The 17,078-nt window shown below is 44.2% G+C and carries 16 protein-coding genes and 1 riboswitch; of the genes, 9 read left to right on the top strand and 7 right to left on the bottom strand.

The window, feature by feature from the left end:
* Positions 1-178: 178 nt before the first annotated feature.
* Positions 179-829, bottom strand: a complete 651-nt coding sequence (locus tag J2X75_RS25335; protein ID WP_310341433.1) for a nitroreductase family protein — start codon at positions 827-829, stop codon at positions 179-181.
* Positions 830-957: 128 nt separating this feature from the next.
* Between J2X75_RS25335 and J2X75_RS25340 the strand changes: the two genes are divergently transcribed.
* Positions 958-1,323, top strand: a complete 366-nt coding sequence (locus J2X75_RS25340) for a MerR family transcriptional regulator (RefSeq protein ID WP_307541955.1) — start codon at positions 958-960, stop codon at positions 1,321-1,323.
* A gap of 43 nt (positions 1,324-1,366) precedes the next feature.
* Here J2X75_RS25340 and J2X75_RS25345 read toward each other — a convergent pair whose 3' ends face one another.
* Complete coding sequence (locus J2X75_RS25345) at positions 1,367-2,041, bottom strand: VOC family protein (RefSeq protein WP_310341442.1); 675 nt, start codon at positions 2,039-2,041, stop codon at positions 1,367-1,369.
* Positions 2,042-2,062: 21 nt separating this feature from the next.
* Positions 2,063-2,944 carry a LysR family transcriptional regulator gene (locus J2X75_RS25350; protein ID WP_310341445.1) on the bottom strand — a complete coding sequence of 294 codons (882 nt, stop codon included), beginning with the start codon at positions 2,942-2,944 and terminating at the stop codon, positions 2,063-2,065.
* Positions 2,945-3,112: 168 nt separating this feature from the next.
* Between J2X75_RS25350 and J2X75_RS25355 the strand changes: the two genes are divergently transcribed.
* On the top strand, positions 3,113-4,294 hold the full coding sequence (locus J2X75_RS25355; protein WP_310341448.1) for an MFS transporter: 1,182 nt from the start codon (positions 3,113-3,115) through the stop codon (positions 4,292-4,294).
* A gap of 35 nt (positions 4,295-4,329) precedes the next feature.
* On the opposite strand, the gene J2X75_RS25360 is transcribed toward J2X75_RS25355, so the two are convergent.
* Positions 4,330-5,298 carry a helix-turn-helix transcriptional regulator gene (locus J2X75_RS25360; RefSeq protein ID WP_310341452.1) on the bottom strand — a complete coding sequence of 323 codons (969 nt, stop codon included), beginning with the start codon at positions 5,296-5,298 and terminating at the stop codon, positions 4,330-4,332.
* Positions 5,299-5,385: 87 nt separating this feature from the next.
* On the opposite strand from J2X75_RS25360, the gene J2X75_RS25365 reads away from it, so the two are divergent.
* From J2X75_RS25365 to mmuM, 7 genes are all read left to right on the top strand, one after another.
* Positions 5,386-5,829 carry a VOC family protein gene (locus J2X75_RS25365; RefSeq protein WP_310341455.1) on the top strand — a complete coding sequence of 148 codons (444 nt, stop codon included), beginning with the start codon at positions 5,386-5,388 and terminating at the stop codon, positions 5,827-5,829.
* A 490-nt stretch (positions 5,830-6,319) separates the two neighbouring features.
* On the top strand, positions 6,320-7,240 hold the full coding sequence (locus tag J2X75_RS25370) for a methyl-accepting chemotaxis protein (RefSeq protein ID WP_310341457.1): 921 nt from the start codon (positions 6,320-6,322) through the stop codon (positions 7,238-7,240).
* Between the two features lie 149 nt (positions 7,241-7,389).
* Positions 7,390-9,105: a spore germination protein gene (locus J2X75_RS25375; protein ID WP_307541966.1), complete on the top strand. Its 1,716-nt coding sequence runs from the start codon at positions 7,390-7,392 to the stop codon at positions 9,103-9,105.
* A 30-nt stretch (positions 9,106-9,135) separates the two neighbouring features.
* Entirely contained in the window at positions 9,136-10,236 is a 1,101-nt protein-coding gene (locus J2X75_RS25380) for a GerAB/ArcD/ProY family transporter (RefSeq protein ID WP_310341460.1), read from the top strand.
* On the top strand, positions 10,233-11,435 hold the full coding sequence (locus tag J2X75_RS25385; protein ID WP_310341462.1) for a Ger(x)C family spore germination protein: 1,203 nt from the start codon (positions 10,233-10,235) through the stop codon (positions 11,433-11,435). Before J2X75_RS25380 ends, J2X75_RS25385 begins: the two co-directional genes overlap by 4 nt.
* 73 nt (positions 11,436-11,508) lie before the next feature.
* Positions 11,509-11,610, top strand: a riboswitch (SAM riboswitch).
* 92 nt (positions 11,611-11,702) lie between these two features.
* Positions 11,703-13,115 carry an S-methylmethionine permease gene (gene mmuP / locus J2X75_RS25390; RefSeq protein ID WP_310341463.1) on the top strand — a complete coding sequence of 471 codons (1,413 nt, stop codon included), beginning with the start codon at positions 11,703-11,705 and terminating at the stop codon, positions 13,113-13,115.
* A complete protein-coding gene (mmuM, locus tag J2X75_RS25395; protein WP_310341465.1) occupies positions 13,093-14,160 on the top strand; it encodes a homocysteine S-methyltransferase in 1,068 nt (355 codons plus the stop codon). Before mmuP ends, mmuM begins: the two co-directional genes overlap by 23 nt.
* Positions 14,161-14,316: 156 nt before the next feature.
* On the opposite strand, the gene J2X75_RS25400 is transcribed toward mmuM, so the two are convergent.
* The 3 genes from J2X75_RS25400 to J2X75_RS25410 are packed head-to-tail and all read right to left on the bottom strand — an operon-like array spanning position 14,317 to position 16,991.
* On the bottom strand, positions 14,317-15,486 hold the full coding sequence (locus tag J2X75_RS25400; RefSeq protein ID WP_310341467.1) for an outer membrane protein assembly factor BamB family protein: 1,170 nt from the start codon (positions 15,484-15,486) through the stop codon (positions 14,317-14,319).
* Positions 15,487-15,519: 33 nt separating this feature from the next.
* Positions 15,520-16,722, bottom strand: coding sequence for a hypothetical protein (locus J2X75_RS25405; protein WP_310341468.1), 1,203 nt, complete (start codon positions 16,720-16,722; stop codon positions 15,520-15,522).
* Between the two features lie 35 nt (positions 16,723-16,757).
* Positions 16,758-16,991: a hypothetical protein gene (locus tag J2X75_RS25410; protein WP_310341469.1), complete on the bottom strand. Its 234-nt coding sequence runs from the start codon at positions 16,989-16,991 to the stop codon at positions 16,758-16,760.
* Positions 16,992-17,078 lie beyond the last annotated feature (87 nt).

Consider the following 17,078-nt stretch of genomic DNA (forward strand, 5'->3'; position numbering starts at 1 on the left):
TGAGTACTCTGGTATTATGGGGTGCACAGTGATTTTCATCTATTTTTCAGACTTAGTGTTTACTTATGGTTGTTATATTCACTTAACTATTTAATACATGAGATATTACTTCATTATGTCTCTAATACTCAAGAATAGCATCATCCATAGTCATTTTATTCTTGAGAGTAGCTGTTGATTATGCCCAAGTTGTAATCGTTTCAACCGGGAGACGATAGGAAGGATAGCCATCTTTGGCTGCTTTACCTATAGAGATCAACATCACGGGCTGGAACCGTTCTTTATCCAGGCCGAACGCTTCGGCGATCTGACCTTTGTCATAACCAGCCATAGGGTTCGTATCATAGCCATGAGCACGGGCAACGAGCATGAGTTGCATGGATATGAGGCCTGAATCAATGAGGTTCATATCACGCAGTTCGGATGGATTTATGTTCGCATAATAAGGTTGTACCTGCTGCATCTGCGTATCCATGATGTCTTGTGGCATGTATCCAAGTTCCACTGATTTTCTGAAGATCTCTTCCATGTATTCAACGTTGTTAGCATCGTAAAATACGGCAATGACAGCGGAAGACGTTAGTGCCTGTGTCTGGTTAAAAGAGGCCAGTGGTGCAAGTTTCTCTTTGCCTTCAGCACTGTCGATAACAAGAAAACGCCAAGGTTGCATGTTAATGGCCGAAGGGGCACGTGAAGCTTTCGCCAGTATTTCGGTCATCTCCTCGCGACTGATTTTCACTTCAGGGTCGTAGACTTTAACGGAATGGCGCTCCAAGACGATGGTATCAAAATCATTTGTTTTGTTGAATTGGCCGGTAATTGTATTCATATCGATTTCTCTCCTCATATCTATATTGGTGAGAGTGGGTATAGGTTATATCTCCATCTGTCTCACTATGAGGATTGTAAACTATGAAGTATACTTTATAGCAAGAAGAGGAAACGGGGGAAATCCATATGAAGATTAGTGAAGTAGCGAACCATGTAAACCTTCCGATATCCACGATTCGTTACTACGAGAAAATAGGTATTATCCCGGATGAACATATGCTGAGAGATCATAATAACTATCGAATATATGCGCAGAGCATTATTCAGCATCTGGAAGTGGTCAAACAATGTTTAGCTGTTGGTTTTACGATCCATGAGATCCAATCTATGATCTCTAAACATGGGTTTTCAAGTGATGATCAAGCAAGCATTATCCAAGCGAAAATATCAGAAATTGAAGAAACACAAAATAAATTAGAGAATTCCAAACAAAATCTGTACGAAATTCTTAAATCGGATATCACGTGTGAGGATGGTTTTGGTAAGTATTAAGCCGGAAGTCCCTCTTGAGGTTTTCATTCAGTACGTTCTTACATCATATCGATTCAATCGAGTACATATCGTCCTGTAAATGAAGATTACCGGGCTGCCCAGTTTCCACCTTCACCTCCGTAGCAAATACACCGGGCATACGCCCGTCTGGGAACCAGGGCTTCTGTTTATCAATGACAATAAACATGCCTTCTGCATCACCCGTGGGTGAGAATTGTTTTCCGTCTCCGGCAAATGGTTCAAGTTGATAATGCCCATTCAATATGTTCATCATCTCAGGAACATCATCGACGGGCAGACCGATTTCACTAATGCATAACAGATGCTTCGCTTCGAAAGCTTCATCAACTGCATTATCGAGTGAATGGTGAGCGATAAATTCCATCAAGTTGCCGCTTGGATCATAGAAATAGAAGGCTGTTGCATCCCAGTAGGGGAAATAAAATTCATCTTGTCCATCTTTGGAGAGCAATGAAATGTTACGGTCTTGAGCCCACCTTTTTGCATCAGCAAGTTTATTCGTTGGAATCGTAAATGCTACATGATAGTAGGGCTTCTCTTGTTCTGGCGCCTTCTTGAAAGATAGGACCGAGTTCCCCGCACGGAATGTAACACATGTTGCATTATCCTCCACAAGATCCAGTTCCAGTAGTGTACCGTAAAACTCTTTTATGGCCTCGACCTGATGTGTCAACAAACCAACTTCTCTTATTTTCATTTCAAAATCCTCCTTTTCATCTCACCTTTGGTTGAAATACTCGATTGTTTTCTCAATAAATGCCTTGGCCGATTGCGTTAGGTAACGGTCGGACCGATGGATGATCTCAAAGTGCCGGTATGGCGGATCGTCTGTAATTCGGATGCAACGTAGCGTAGGCTCATTCATGGCTTTGATCAGAGGAAAAGGCAGCAGTGTTCCTCCGACGTTGGCTTTGACCAGGCTAATGATGGAGGTTGCCGAACTGGTCTCCATGATGGTATTTAGGGTAAATCCATATTTACGGCAATAACCGTCAACCAATTCTCTACCCGTAAATCCTTCGGGGAACATCACCGTTTGGATATCACGTAGCTCTTGAATTTCAATGGTGCTTCGTTCAGCCCAATCATGATTCTCGGAAACAACGAGTACATATTCTTCACTGCACAAAGGAGTGCGCACAAGCCGCCTATCAGGGGCAGACGTGATCTCGATGCCGATGTCGACTTCATTTTCCAACACTTGATTTACGACATAGATCGAAGAGATAACCTTCAATTGCACCTTGGGAAATCGGGCATGAAAATCAACGAGCAGCGGAGTGATACGGTAATCCAAATCGGATGGAAGAACACCAATAACCAATCGTCCCCGCTGATCATTCCGAAATTCAGCCAACGCATCTTGGGTATTCTGTAAATGCCGGATCATCTGTACACAGTGCTCCAGAAACAGAGTGCCTGCCTGGGTCATCACAATTTTTTTGCCGACACGGTCAAACAAAGGAACACCAAGTTCATCCTCCAATCCACGTATCTGTTGACTCAACGTAGGTTGAGATATGCCAAGTTTCTCAGCTGCCCGCGTAAAATGAAGCTCCTCGCACATTGTAATAAAGTTTTCCATTTGACGAATCTCCATGAGTTCACCTCTAATCATTGGTTTTAGTAATCATTTTAATAGAAATAATAGTATTGTTCAATCATTCTAATGATTCTATACTTAATCGTGCACCACCCGAAGATCTTGTCATTAACAAATGGGATCTTTGGTGAAGGCAACGATACTACTACCATGAGGTGATCCATAATGAAATTTTTTTATATTGTATTGGCGCTTATTCTGGCTTCACTGAACTTAAGACCACCGATTACTTCCATTTCACCTCTGATGAGTACCATACAGAATGATCTGGGTTTGAGCGGCATGACCGCCAGTCTGTTAACTACACTACCGGTATTATGTATGGGCATATTCGCGCCATTCTCTGTAAGACTAAGTAGAAGGTGGGGGAACGAAGGTGCCATTGTACTGGCTTTAATCCTTATTGGGATAGGTACGGGATTACGATTGTTCGTAAGCGCAACTCCGTTGATGATGTTCACTTCTTTTCTGTCAGGTGTAGGGATTGCATTGGCAGGGCCGCTGTTGTCCAGTTTCATTAAGCAGTATTTCCCTAACCGAGTGGCAGCCATGGTCGGCATCTACTCTACAGCAATGGTGATGGGGGCCAGCATTAGTGTGGGATTATCGGTTCCGCTTCAGCATACGTTGGGGGGATCTTGGAGAGGTTCTTTGGCTACATGGGCATTACTCGCTGCCATTGCATTGCCGATCTGGTTAAAATTAGCTTGGTCTGCGCGTACAGAGCGACAATCCGGACAAACCTCGGCTGTCATTCATGCACCACTTCCGGTGAAGAACAGGCGTGCATGGGTGCTGACACTGTTCTTCGGACTGATGGCCGCGATCTTCTATTCATTAACCGCCTGGCTTGCGCCAGCCATTCAAAGCCATGGATATAGCCAAGAGACTGCTGGCAACATCCAAACGTTATTTACATTGATATCACTGCCCTCAACGTTATTCATTCCCATGCTTGTACACCGATACCAAAGACGTGTCTTCTGGCTTGTTGGATGTGCGATGTTGGAGTTAACAGGTGTCCTGATGCTGAATCTCTCTGTCAGTCCGTGGCTCGCGGCAATCCCGCTCGGTATTGGTGCAGGCGGACTGTTCCCGATTGCACTCATGTTGCCGATTGATGAGACAAACAATGCTCAGGAAGCTAGCAGTTGGTCGGCGATGACTCAATCTGGTGGCTACATTCTGGGAGCACTTGGGCCGCTGGCGATTGGTTGGCTCCGCGATCTAACAGGCAGCTTCGTGCAAGCATTTTATGGCTTGGCTATCATCATCGTGTTGCAGATTATCGTTCAATTGGCTATTGGCAATAAAAAAAGGTTAAAAGTTAGCCAGGAGCAGAGCTAAAAGGCATGTGAAGTAAAATGATAGAAGTATGATCTTTATACATGATCCAACAAGTCCAGATAGTACTGCCTTAATGCTTTCTGTAAGATGAGGGGCTCTATAATCTTAATCGATTTACCATAGCCCGCAAGATATCTTACTATGAAATCAAGCTCGTGAGGTTCATACGAACCGACAAGATACATGTATCCCATCTTCTCGATGATCTGCATAGATGGGAAATGTTCTTGCTGGAATAGCTCCATCCCGGCTTCATCAATCAGGCATTTGAATGGAATTGCTTGTTCCGATGGTTTCCATAGAGACTGGGCATCCTGTGAATAGAGTTCCTTTACATGAGTTAAAGGTTCAATCTCCGTTGTTTCGGCTGAAGTGATACGGTCGCAGCGGAATACACGATACGCTTGTTTATGCAGATCATAGGCCTGACAATACCAGTAGCCTTTCCTGGCATAGAGCGCGATGGGTTGAATGGTGCGGATATTGGTGTTTGCAGAAGATGGCCTTTGATCAGAGGATCTACGCTGATTAGCGTACGTAATCTGGATCACTATATTCTGCACAGCAGCCATCAACAGAAACTCCAAATGTGCACTATCGCGGATCTGCTCCGTATGTTGGAAGTAAACCCGGTGTTGGATGTTCTCAATATCCTGTCGTTGCTTGTCGGATAACGCGCTCATAAATTTCTCATGAATGGTACGGAAAGAGACTTGAAAGGGTAAGCTGGAGAAGCTGCGGAGAGCCTGCATCGCAAAATAAAGGGCATGAAGCTCACTCGTATTAAACGAAATGGGAGGCAGTTGCATCTGTTGCAGCAGTCGATATCCGCCGTAGCGTCCATATTCGACATAGATGGGCGCACCTAACTCTTCCAATGAGGCGATATCTCTTAACGCAGTTCGTTTGGAGATCTGGAACTCCTGCATGAGATCTTGCAGGGTGAACTGTTGCTTTTGATTAATGAAGCGCAGCATCTGGTTCATACGTTCTGATTTTTTCATATCAAACCCTCTTAATGGTGCCAAGGATTGGCACCTTTCGTTGTTATAGTGATAAGTGTAATCCAATAGGAACAAGGAGGCAACATAATGAATTTTGAAGTGATACCATTTTTGTCGATGAACGGGGATGCGGCGGCAGCCATTACTTTCTATGAGGAGTTTCTGGGCGCCAAGGTGATATTCAAGAAAAGTTATAAAGAGATGAAGGAGATGAACCCGGGTTTTGAGTACCCTGCCGGTCAAGATGAGTATATTACACATTCGGTGCTGGAGATTGGGGTTAACAAAGTCATGATTGCGGAAGAAGCAATGGACACGGAGAGAGCATGGCAGCTGGGGAACAGCAATTCACTATGTATTCAATCCAAGGATAAAGATACAATCGATCAACTGTATCATTCTCTGATGCAACATGAGGGTGTGAAGGTACTGGTACCGTATGAACAAAATGAATTCAGCCCAGGTTATGGCATTGTACGGGACCCATTTGGCATTGCGATTCAGCTATGTGTAACTGTGCATGATTTTTAAAATGAGTTCAGGCCCCCGGTTAAGCACTCGGTATGTAAACCTGTAACTAACTTAAAAACATCAAAGAAAGAAGAGCCATGGATATCATGCGCTCTTCTTTTTTCGGTTTCTATACAAGGTCGTGTGTACAACCATCAGGATAAGTGAGACAGCTCGATGGTTATAGCGGACCTCTTTTCGTGTAAATCAGATAGGTACGGATGTCGCTGTGTACAAGCAAATTCAACGGATAAAGGAAGGAACAACTATATATTTTGACTGAACAGGATTGCAATAAAGTGCAGGGATACTACTACAGCAAGCCATTGTCAGCGGATGAGGTGGAGCAGATTTTTCTTTGAAAAAAATAAATGACAACAGATGATCCAAAATGCTGCAAATCGGGTATCAATAGTAGAGCCATCTAGAACCTGATGATTACATATGTTGTTATGATCGTTTTTTGCTAGTAAAGGCTGTCTATTATGGAATGAACTGTGGGGGTTATCAAGTGTCTATATTAGATATGGAAAAGAAAGATGTTGTCACCGATGCAATGGTCATCAAGGCGATGGAGAAAAGTCTTGCTATCATTCGATTTGATCTGGATCGCCGGGTAACCTACGTGAATGAAGTCTTTGCCCAGACGATGGGATATACGGTAGATGAGATGTACGGCATGAAGCATCAGCAACTTTGCTTCGGTCATTTTGCGAATACCCCGGACTATGATGCTTTTTGGAATAGCATATTTAATGGTGTCAGCTTCCAGGACAAGGTTGAACGCAAGGATGCAAAGGGGAATTCCGTATGGCTTGAGGCGACATATATGCCGGTGTACGATGAGACGAATCAGAAGATACTTGGTGTCTCCAAAATCGCCACCAACATTACCAACCGTCAGAACAACATTTCGGTCGTAGTGAATGAGCTGAAAACGATGTCTCATCAACTAAATGGGCAGGCAGATGTAGGTATTGAACGCAGTCAGGAATTGATGTCCAGTATCTCCTATATCTCAGAGGTGTCGGCTACTAACCGTGCAACGTTGACTCATTTGCAGGAACAAGCCGGATCGATTCAGGGCGTGGTACGAACGATACGCGAGATTTCGTCTCAGACGCAACTGCTCGCGTTGAATGCTGCCATTGAGGCTGCACATGCAGGAGAATTTGGGCGAGGATTCGATATCGTGGCCAAGGAAGTTAAGAAACTATCCGCAATGGTGGAGAGTTCGATTAATGAGATTCGTGATAGCGTTACCGGAATAACAAAGGAGATTGGTAATATCACAGGCGGTACCAAAAAAGTAGAAGAATATGTGGAGCAGAGCCAGAAGCAGATTGAGATCGCTCTGAATGATTTTACAGCAATTGCTGCTTCAGCTCACTTGTTGGATGCCAAAGCGGAGCATGTGACCAGAATCGTATAATTATAGAGCAAATAGTGGTTCCTAATACAGGAACCGCTTTTTTTTGCTGTTCTGTACACAAAAAAACGGGAATTATTGTGATCAAACGGGGACACAATACTTGGGAATACCTGCAGCTTTGTCATGCAGAGAAATGTTGGGGTGGGAACATGTGGTCAACAATTGTATCCTACGTGCCGGATTGGTCCATATGGATCCAGGCATTCTTGGTCTTCATCATTCCAATTGGTATTACCTTGAGCACGCGCTGGATCAATGCTGCCATTAAGCGCGGAAGCTTCTCTCGTTCGAAGCAATCGTCCGTATCCTCGAAGGATATCTCGCCAGCAGCCAAAGGGCAGGGTGAAGGGACCGAAACAGGCCAATATGCCAATATTAAATTAACCGGCAAGTACAATACGGATCTGACCAGTGTAAGAGAAAGCTTTGGTCAAAATGCTGACGTGCATATTCGGGAATTTACGATTAGGGGAACGAATACACGGGCAGCCGTCATATATACCGAAGGCCTGGTAGATCAAGATTTAATCGATGATCACCTGATTACACCATTAATGTTGGAGGGCGTTCCAGAGCTTAAGCGGGAGGGTTTCCTCCATCCGGATAATGCACATTTACTGTCGGCCTACCTGCAAGATCAGCTACTACCTGTCAGTCTGATTGAGGAGACCCAGTCCCTTCAAAAGGTCTCAGTTGGCGTGCTTTTTGGCAAGAATGCACTGTTGGTCGATGGATTGCCGGGAGCTCTATTAATTGGAGCTCATAAGATCAAAACACGTGGTGTAAATGAACCGTTGTCAGAGGGATTGCTCCGTGGACCTCGTATTGGTTTTACAGAGCAATTAAGCGATAATACAGGCATTTTGCGTCGTTATGGAAGTGATCAGAGCCTGTTTATTAAGAAGTATGAAGTGGGTTCACGGATCAAAAAAGATTTGGCGATAGCCTATATTCAGGATATTGCCGATCCAAATCTCGTGGCTGAAGTATGCAAGCGAATTGAAGAGATGGATATGGATTCGATGTTGGAATCAGGTTATGTGGAACAACTCATCGAAGATAATACGCTGAGTCCTTTTCAGCAGGTACTGAATACAGAAAGACCTGACCGGGTAATGGGTGCTTTGCTGGAAGGGCGAGTGGCTATTTTATTGGATGGGACGCCATTTGTCTTAATTGTGCCAGTGACTTTTAGCATGTTGCTCCAATCTCCCGAGGATTACTATGAACGCTGGATTCCTGGAACATTCCTGCGAATGCTGCGCTTTATGGCTGCCATGCTGGCACTGCTGGCACCTGCGCTATATATTTCGTTTATCTCTTTTCATCCGGGACTTATCCCAACCAAGCTGGTACTTACGATTATTGAAACACGGACGGGAGTGCCGTTTCCTTCAATCATCGAAGTACTGATCATGGAACTGTCGATCGAGATATTGAGGGAGGCTGGCATTCGTTTACCTAAGCCAATTGCACCCTCGCTGGGTATTGTTGGAGGTCTGATTATCGGCCAGGCGGCCGTACAGGCAGGAATTATAAGCCAATTCCTGGTCATCGTTGTTGCGGTTACCGCCATATCCTCCTTTACAATACCCGTCTATAGTGCAGGCATAACACTGCGAATTCTGCGATTTGCTGCCATGTTTAGCGCGGCTGTGCTCGGATTGTTCGGCGTGGTTATGTTCTTTCTCCTCATATGTACCCATCTCGCGAGACTCTCGAGCTTTGGCGTGTCTTATGTTGCACCGGCTGTACCTTATCATTTTGGGGAATGGAAGGATTTCATTATCCGTGCTCCGCTAAATATGATGAGGAAGCGTCCCGAGATGTCTAGTCCAATAGATAAAGACCGAAAAAATAAATGAAATAAATCACGAGGTATGAGGTGAGATGAAGTGAACAGCTCCGAAGGGAAAATTAGCACAAGACAGGCCGTCGTGATTATTGTCAATTACATGCTTGGCGCAGGGATTTTGACGCTCCCTCGGACGACGAGCAAAGCTGTCGGAACGCCGGATGTATGGATCTCCATCATTCTATCTGGACTGATTATTACGGGTGTCGGAATTATTCTGGTTACCCTGTGTCGCAGATTTCCGGAGAAAACAGTGTTCCAGTTCACTCGTGAGATTACGGGGAGCTGGATTGCTTACATATTGGGATTCGCCATGATTATGTATTTTATGGTGATTGCCGCATTCGAAATTAAGGTCATGGCTGATGTGACAGGAATGTACTTGCTCGAGCGCACACCAAAATGGGCTATCGTGATGGTGTTTATGTGGATTGGCATATATTTGATCTCTGGCGGACTTGCTGTCATTTTGCGCGTATTTGAGATTATTTTGCCGATTACACTGATTATATTTGTGATTGAGATCTTGCTTAGTAATCAGTTGTTTGAGATCGGCAATCTGAGACCGGTACTCGGCGAGGGTATCATGCCAGTCCTCAAAGGGTTGAAACCTTCGCTGCTGGCTTACACGGGGTACGAAGTCATGTTTGTCATGACTGCTTATATGAAAAAACCCAAAAAGAGCAATGTAGCCATGAGTTGGGGCATCATCATATCGACTATGATTTATCTGATTACCGTTGTGATGGTTGTAGGCAGTCTGTCACTCGATGGCATCAAAACACGTACTTGGCCCACGCTGGATCTCGTAAGAAGCTTCGAGATTCAAGGTTTGATCTTTGAACGGTTTGAATCCTTGCTACTGGTCATCTGGATTATGCAGATCTTCTCGAGTTTCACGATCACACACTATTGTGCTTCGGTAGGGATTCGGGATTTATTTCGTATGAAGAAGATCAAGGTCATTATGTACGCCCTTCTGCCGTTGATATATCTAACGGCAATGATGCCGAAAACCGTGGATGAAACTTTTGCCCTGGGTGATATGTTGGGCAATCTATCCGTGCTTCTATTTGCCATTTTACCTCTGTTGCTGCTGATAATAAGTCTGATTCGCAAAAAGGGAGGCAAACATGCATGATTCGTTTTTTTATGCTTTTACGTGTAGCCTTTGCTTTGTCCGTCCTTCTGGTAATATCCGGATGCTGGAGCAGTAGAGAGATCGAGGAACTAAGTGTCTATGTTGGTCTCGGGATCGATATCGCTAAAGAAACAGAATTTGAGAAGGACATCGCTGCTCAGGGAGGAAGGTATCCAAAGAATAATTATATAACGGCTACGGTGCAGATTGCCCCGGGCAGTTCCAACAGTAAACAGAGCGGACAATCCGGTTCACCTGCTTCGGGAAAGACGTCCTATTCCAATGAACAGCTTACTGGAGATTCCTTGCTGCAAATCTTTCGTCAGTTTGCACTAAGGCGAGATCGTCCACTTATCGGACATCATCTGAAGGTTATCGTTGTCTCCAAGGATATTGCCAAAAAGTATGGTCTGGACCAGCTGCTGGATTTTGTACTTCGGGATAACGATATTCGTCCAAATTGTCTGGTGCTGATAAGTCATCATCGTGCCGTGGATGTCCTGACTTCGGATGATCCCTCCCGGATTCCAGCATTTTATCTAACAGGAATTACCGGTAATTCGTACTTGTCCAACAAAATCCTGGACCCTGTTTTGCTCTCCAAATTAGATGCCCAAATGCAATCTGGTTCCAGTTTCTTGCTCCAGAATGTACTGTACTCCAATGGAGAGGGCAAGTTCTCAGGTGGCAGCATATTCGATGGGAAAACAACTAAGTTTATTGGAGAACTGAGTCAAACGGATCTGGAAGGTTTATCGTGGATCAAGCCTAAAGAAAAAGGAGGCGTCTTGAAGACTTACAACAAAGAGGGATTTACTGTTGTATATGAAATGAAAAAGAAGAAAACAAAAATAATTCCCAAGGTTGTTGGCAATGATATTTCATTCCATGTAAAGACCGAATCCGAAGGCTGGTTAATGGAGGATTGGCGTGCTCCCGAACGAGAGGAAAAAGGGGCTTATCGCAGGGAACTGGAAAAAGAATTCTCAGATCTGGCGGAACAACAGATTCGTCAGGTGTTATACAAGCTACAGCATACTTACAAAGTTGATGTTGCGGATTTTCGGGACAGCTTGCGTATTAAAGAACCCAAAACATGGAAGAAAGTCAAAGATGATTGGGACAACATTTTTAGTACCGTGCCAATCACGTACGATGTGAAGATTACCATTACCAATCCGGGCTCTTCCACCGAATAGCGATGTGTTTTATCATTTATGATTTAAATGTTGACACATTCATGATAGATCGCTATATTAGTAAAAAATCATTTTCTTATCCAGAGAGGTGGAGGGACTGGCCCTTAGAAACCTCAGCAACAGATCTGAAGGATACTGTGCTAATTCCAGCGGGTGAAAGCCTGATAGATAGGAGCGTTTGTTTTTATTTGTCAGTAACGGCGCACTCTTTAGGCAGAGTGGGTCTTTTTTGTTTTTTCTGGATGAAGAAGTAGGGGAGCAACAGGTATGGAAAACAACAACGACAAAGGGCATTTTCAGCGGAAAATGCAGGCACGGCATGTGGTCATGCTCTCTCTCGGAGGAGTCATTGGAACGGGACTATTCCTCAGCTCAGGTTACACCATTCAGCAGGCGGGACCACTGGGAACCATTCTGTCCTATCTAATCGGAGCCATCGTTGTATATCTGGTGATGCTCTGTCTTGGTGAACTGTCTGTTCATATGCCAGAGACGGGAGCATTTCATAGTTATGCAACCAAATATATCGGACCGGCAACAGGCTACACGGTGGCTTGGTTATACTGGTTAACCTGGACTGTTGCGCTTGGCTCCGAATTCACAGCCGCTGGATTGCTGATGCAGCGCTGGTTCCCATCGGTGAACGTATGGATATGGAGTGCGCTCTTTGCACTGATGATCTTTCTGTTTAATGCATTAACGGTGAAATTATTTGCGGAATCCGAGTTCTGGTTCTCATCTGTAAAAGTAGTGACTATCGTAATCTTCATTATTATCGGTGGCGCAGCCATGTTTGGGTTCATTCCCATGGCGGATTCTGAACCGGCTCCATTTCTATCGAATATTACCGCATCCGGGTGGTTCCCTCATGGGGCTACAGCCATATTGATGACCATGCTTGCTGTAAACTTTGCCTTCTCAGGCACCGAGTTAATCGGCATTGCCGCCGGTGAGACGGAGAACCCGGAAAAGACGATACCGAAAGCTATTCATACAACGCTGTGGCGTTTGGTTATTTTCTTCATCGGAACGATTATTATCTTGTCGGCCTTGTTGCCCATGTCGGATGCCAGTGTACTGGAAAGTCCGTTTGTAGCGGTAATGGAGCGGGTGGGTGTACCCTATGCAGCAGACATTATGAACTTTGTTATTCTGACGGCGATTCTCTCTGCTGCCAATTCGGGCCTATATGCATCTTCACGGATGCTCTGGTCTCTGGCTGACAAAAAAACGATCTCTCCGTGGTTTGCCAAATTGACCAAAAGCGGGGTACCGCTGAATGCACTTCTGATTAGTATGGTGGGTGGTGCGTTGGCCTTGCTGTCCAGCATCATTGCGCCAGGTACCGTGTATATTACACTGGTTTCCATTTCAGGTCTGGCTGTCGTTGCGGTATGGATGAGTATCAGTGCCTCCCAATACATGTTCCGCAGACAATATATCCGGGAAGGACATGCCGTCAAAGATCTGGTCTACCGTACACCACTGTATCCGGTGGTACCAATTGTTTCATTTATATTATGCCTGGCTTCATGCATAGGTATTGCCTTTGACCCGACACAGCGAATTGCGCTGTATTGTGGGGTTCCGTTTATTGCAGTGTGTTACGCTGCTTATTATCTGACAGAACGTGTGAATAAGAAAAGAGGACAAGTACATGACGCAAGCACAACAGACTAACCCCTTAGAACGGATCCTGCGTGAACATCCGGTCATGATTCTGGATGGAGCGCTGGCAACGGAACTCGAACAGCATGGATGTGATCTCGATGATCCACTATGGTCTGCTCGTGTGTTACTTGAGAATCCGGATGTTATCGTTCAGGTCCATGCAGATTATTTTCGAGCAGGAGCCGACTGTGCGATTACATCCAGTTATCAGGCGACGGTGGATGGTTTCCGCAAGAGAGGGATCGATGAACAGGAAGCACTGGAGCTGATCCGCAAGACGGTGGAACTGGCTGCACAGGCGAGAGATGACGTGTGGGCAGAAGTGCAGAGTAGACTAGTAGGGAGAGAAAGCTCGACAAGTCAGCTTGTAGAAGCTTCTTCGGTACGTGCTGAGACGGTGGAGAATGAGGAGTATATAACAGATCGTACAGGGGATCGCGAAGGAAATTGTCTTCGTCCACGTCCAATTATTGCCGGGTCCGTTGGTCCGTACGGCGCTTATCTGGCGGACGGTTCAGAGTATGTCGGTCATTACGGCGTGTCGGATGAGACGCTTGCCGCATTTCACCGTCCGCGTATGGCGGCGCTGATTGAAGCGGGTGCTGATATTCTGGCGTTTGAGACGATTCCTTCCTTGCAGGAAGCACAGGTGCTGGTTGATTTACTGAAGGAGTTTCCTCATGCGTATGCCTGGTTATCTTTTTCTTTAAAGGACGGGACAAGCATCAGCGAAGGCACACTGCTTGAGGTATGTGCACAGACGTTTGGCTCCGAGCCGCAGGTTGCGGCGATTGGCCTGAACTGTGCTCCGATGGAAGTGGTGACGGAAGCAGTGGGTATTTTGAGCCGTACCAGCTATAAACCTGTTATTGTGTATCCGAACTCGGGAGAAGTATACGATGCAGCAACGAAGACGTGGAGTGGACAGGGTATATGTGGCAGTATGAGTGATGCTTCGGAACAGTGGGTTGCTGCGGGCGCAAAAATTATTGGTGGCTGCTGCCGAACTACGCCACATCAGATTGGCGAACTTGCGAAGAAGTGGCGGAATTAAAAGACTTGATGTAGAGTTGTACCCCGAAAAGCTAGAGATACAACCAAATATGAAGAAGCCCTCACGATCCATTACTGGATTGGTGGGGGCTTCTTCATGGTGATTTAGCGTTAACATCAACATGAGAACTTTCCTCTTCTGATACTTCTGATTAAGCTATTTAATTAACTGAGTGCTAACTAAAGTCCGACCTTCGTCGCTTAGGATGTACAGACCCGTTGTGTTATTTAAAAATAGAAATTCCTTTTCAAGATCAAATTCGCCTTTCTTGTAGGTGAACAAAACCTTCAGATTGCTTGTGTCCATAATAACAAGTTCTTCATTGCCATTCTTTTTAGCTGTAAACATAAAACTTGTACCATCAATTGCCATATGAAGAGGCATCCAATAGCTGTTATAGGTGGTTGGTATCGGCAGATATGCCTTCTCAGCGATTAACTTACCCGCAGATGAATATAATTTAATTCGTTTATTTTTAGCATCCACAAACAAAAAACGATCCTTCAATGCAACAATTTCTGTTGAATAATCAATATAAGGAAGTTCTTTTGTCCATCTGATTTTCCCCGCACTGTTGTATGCTTTTAGCGTCATAGTTTTTTTGTGAATACTATAATGCAACAACGTATCATCAGATACACTCATAATCTGGTTATACCCTTTTCCGCCAGCAATCGTTTTTATTTTTTTTCCCGTGGTCAGGCTGCTCATGTAGAAATCGGGATGATCACTAAATTTTTTGCCGATGATCACATTTCCTGTAATCTGTTCAATTAAATATGGAACTTTGAACTTTTGGATTAAAGTTCCTTTTGTATCGTAATAATAGAGTGTACTACTTTTTGAATCGTCAGCGTGCATAACCACATATAAACTTCCATTTTCTCCTGGATAGGCTAACTCAGCCCCGTTTCTCAAAAAATCTTCTTGCGTGCCGGGCAAAGGTGCTGTCCAACGGATTTCACCTGTGGCTATATGCTTGGCACTCACTTGATTATCGTGAAAAATAAACATATATCCATCATCGGAAAGTGTGTACTCGTTGTCCGTTGGAATCGACCAAAGGAGCTCCCCTGTTTTGGCATCTACACTGTCGATATAATAATCATTATTCTTGTTTACTTTAGTTACGAGCAGACTTTCATTCCCCATGGCATCTGTAACACTCTTCATTGAATATGAGCTTGTTGCACTCTGTCCACCGTTGGTAATATCATACCCCCATTGCAATTGCAGCAGATCTTTAGCCAGAGCTGGCTCGGATGGGATTGCAAGGAAGAAGCATAGGCTAGCTATAAGCCAATAGTTGATTCGTTTTAAACTCATGATTGGTAGACTCCTTATGTAATGTTCTCTGGATTATGGAAGTAACTGATACTTTCTTATTGTCTGCCCGTCGGAAGGTATGAAAAATAGTTCATTTTGCTTATTAAGGAACAATTCATCTCGATTAAACCTTACATCGTTCCAATCGTTCTGTGACAGCCGATAGAGCTCTCTCAGATTATTTGAATCTCTAATCACGAGTTCTATTCCCTGCTCGGTGTATTGAATATACATAAAACTCTGTAAATCGATTGCCATTTTTAGAGGACTATTTGGCTCACCTTGCATGTAGAAGGGCTTTTCATTAACTCCTGTAATGAATTTTCCATCCGAATTCATAAGCATGATGTTGCCTGCGGTTTGTTCCAGATACAGCACACGATCATGGATGATAAATATCTCGGGAGGCCCCTTTTTAAAAGAAAAATCATACTTCCATTTCAAAGCTCCCGTAGGCGAGTATGCCCTCAACTCAAGTTCACGGTTATTGATAAATTTCCGGGTTATTAGGGTTCCATCGTCCGTAACCCTATTCCCGTAGGGCAAGGTTGTTTCATTGGTCAGCACCGTCAGCTTCTTACCTGTAGAAAGATCAAAAACATGAGTATACGGACTTTTGTTGCCCGGTTGACCTAAAATAAAATTGCCTTCTATTGTGTAGTATTGCATATAGGGGAGAATAAGCTTTTTGCTTCGATTTCCCTTTTCATCATAATAATAAAGAGTTACATATTTGAGTTTGTGATAAGTGAAAGAATAAACTGTTCCGTTTTTGGTGGAATTTGAGGACTGACCTTCATGAAAGTAGGGGTTTATTGAGGACCATATCGGTTTACCGGTTGTCAGATCCGAGAACGTAATAATATCATCAAATCTTCTTTCATAGTCATCAGTTTCAGCAGGTTTAAAAGTATACATGTAACCATCGCTGGTTGAACCATAATCTGATTCTGGCTTGGACCATCGGATGTCCCCGGTTTCACCATTAATATTCTCCACGTATGTGAGATCCTCGTTCACTACCTTTCTCACCAAAATGTTTAGGTTGCCGGACGAATCCAGTCTGAAGTAATGCGGAGTAAATCCATCCCCCCATTTGCCAGAATCGACCTGCTTGACCCATTCAAGCTGTGGCACGGTCTTGGCTTTAGCCGACGCTGAGGGTTTGTCTACTGACAACAATCCTAGACTCAGGATGCTGATCAACAAACAAAATCGAATACAAAACCATTTCAAAATAAACAGCTCCTTAACAAAGATCGAGTTCAAACTTAATCTGGACCTACCGTTTCATTTTTAATATCCTGCACCAAACGTATGATCTCCGCAACACCTAGTAACAATAATCCTGCTACAATGCCGTTCATCATAACTGGGAGAGCCAAAGACCATTGAAAGCCATTGAACTCATTTTGCCCAACGAGGATACCGGCAATAATGGATAGAATGATGCTAATCCAAGCGATCCACTTCAACAATTTACTCGTTTTATTTTTGTTGTACAAAGAAATTAACTCCTTTACCATAGTATGCCATTAAGTCTATCATATCTATTGTTGCTAGGTATATAGGACTATTTCTATGTCAGATTT

It is taken from the genome of Paenibacillus sp. 2003 (assembly GCF_031455635.1).
Lineage (GTDB): Bacteria > Bacillota > Bacilli > Paenibacillales > Paenibacillaceae > Paenibacillus > Paenibacillus amylolyticus_B.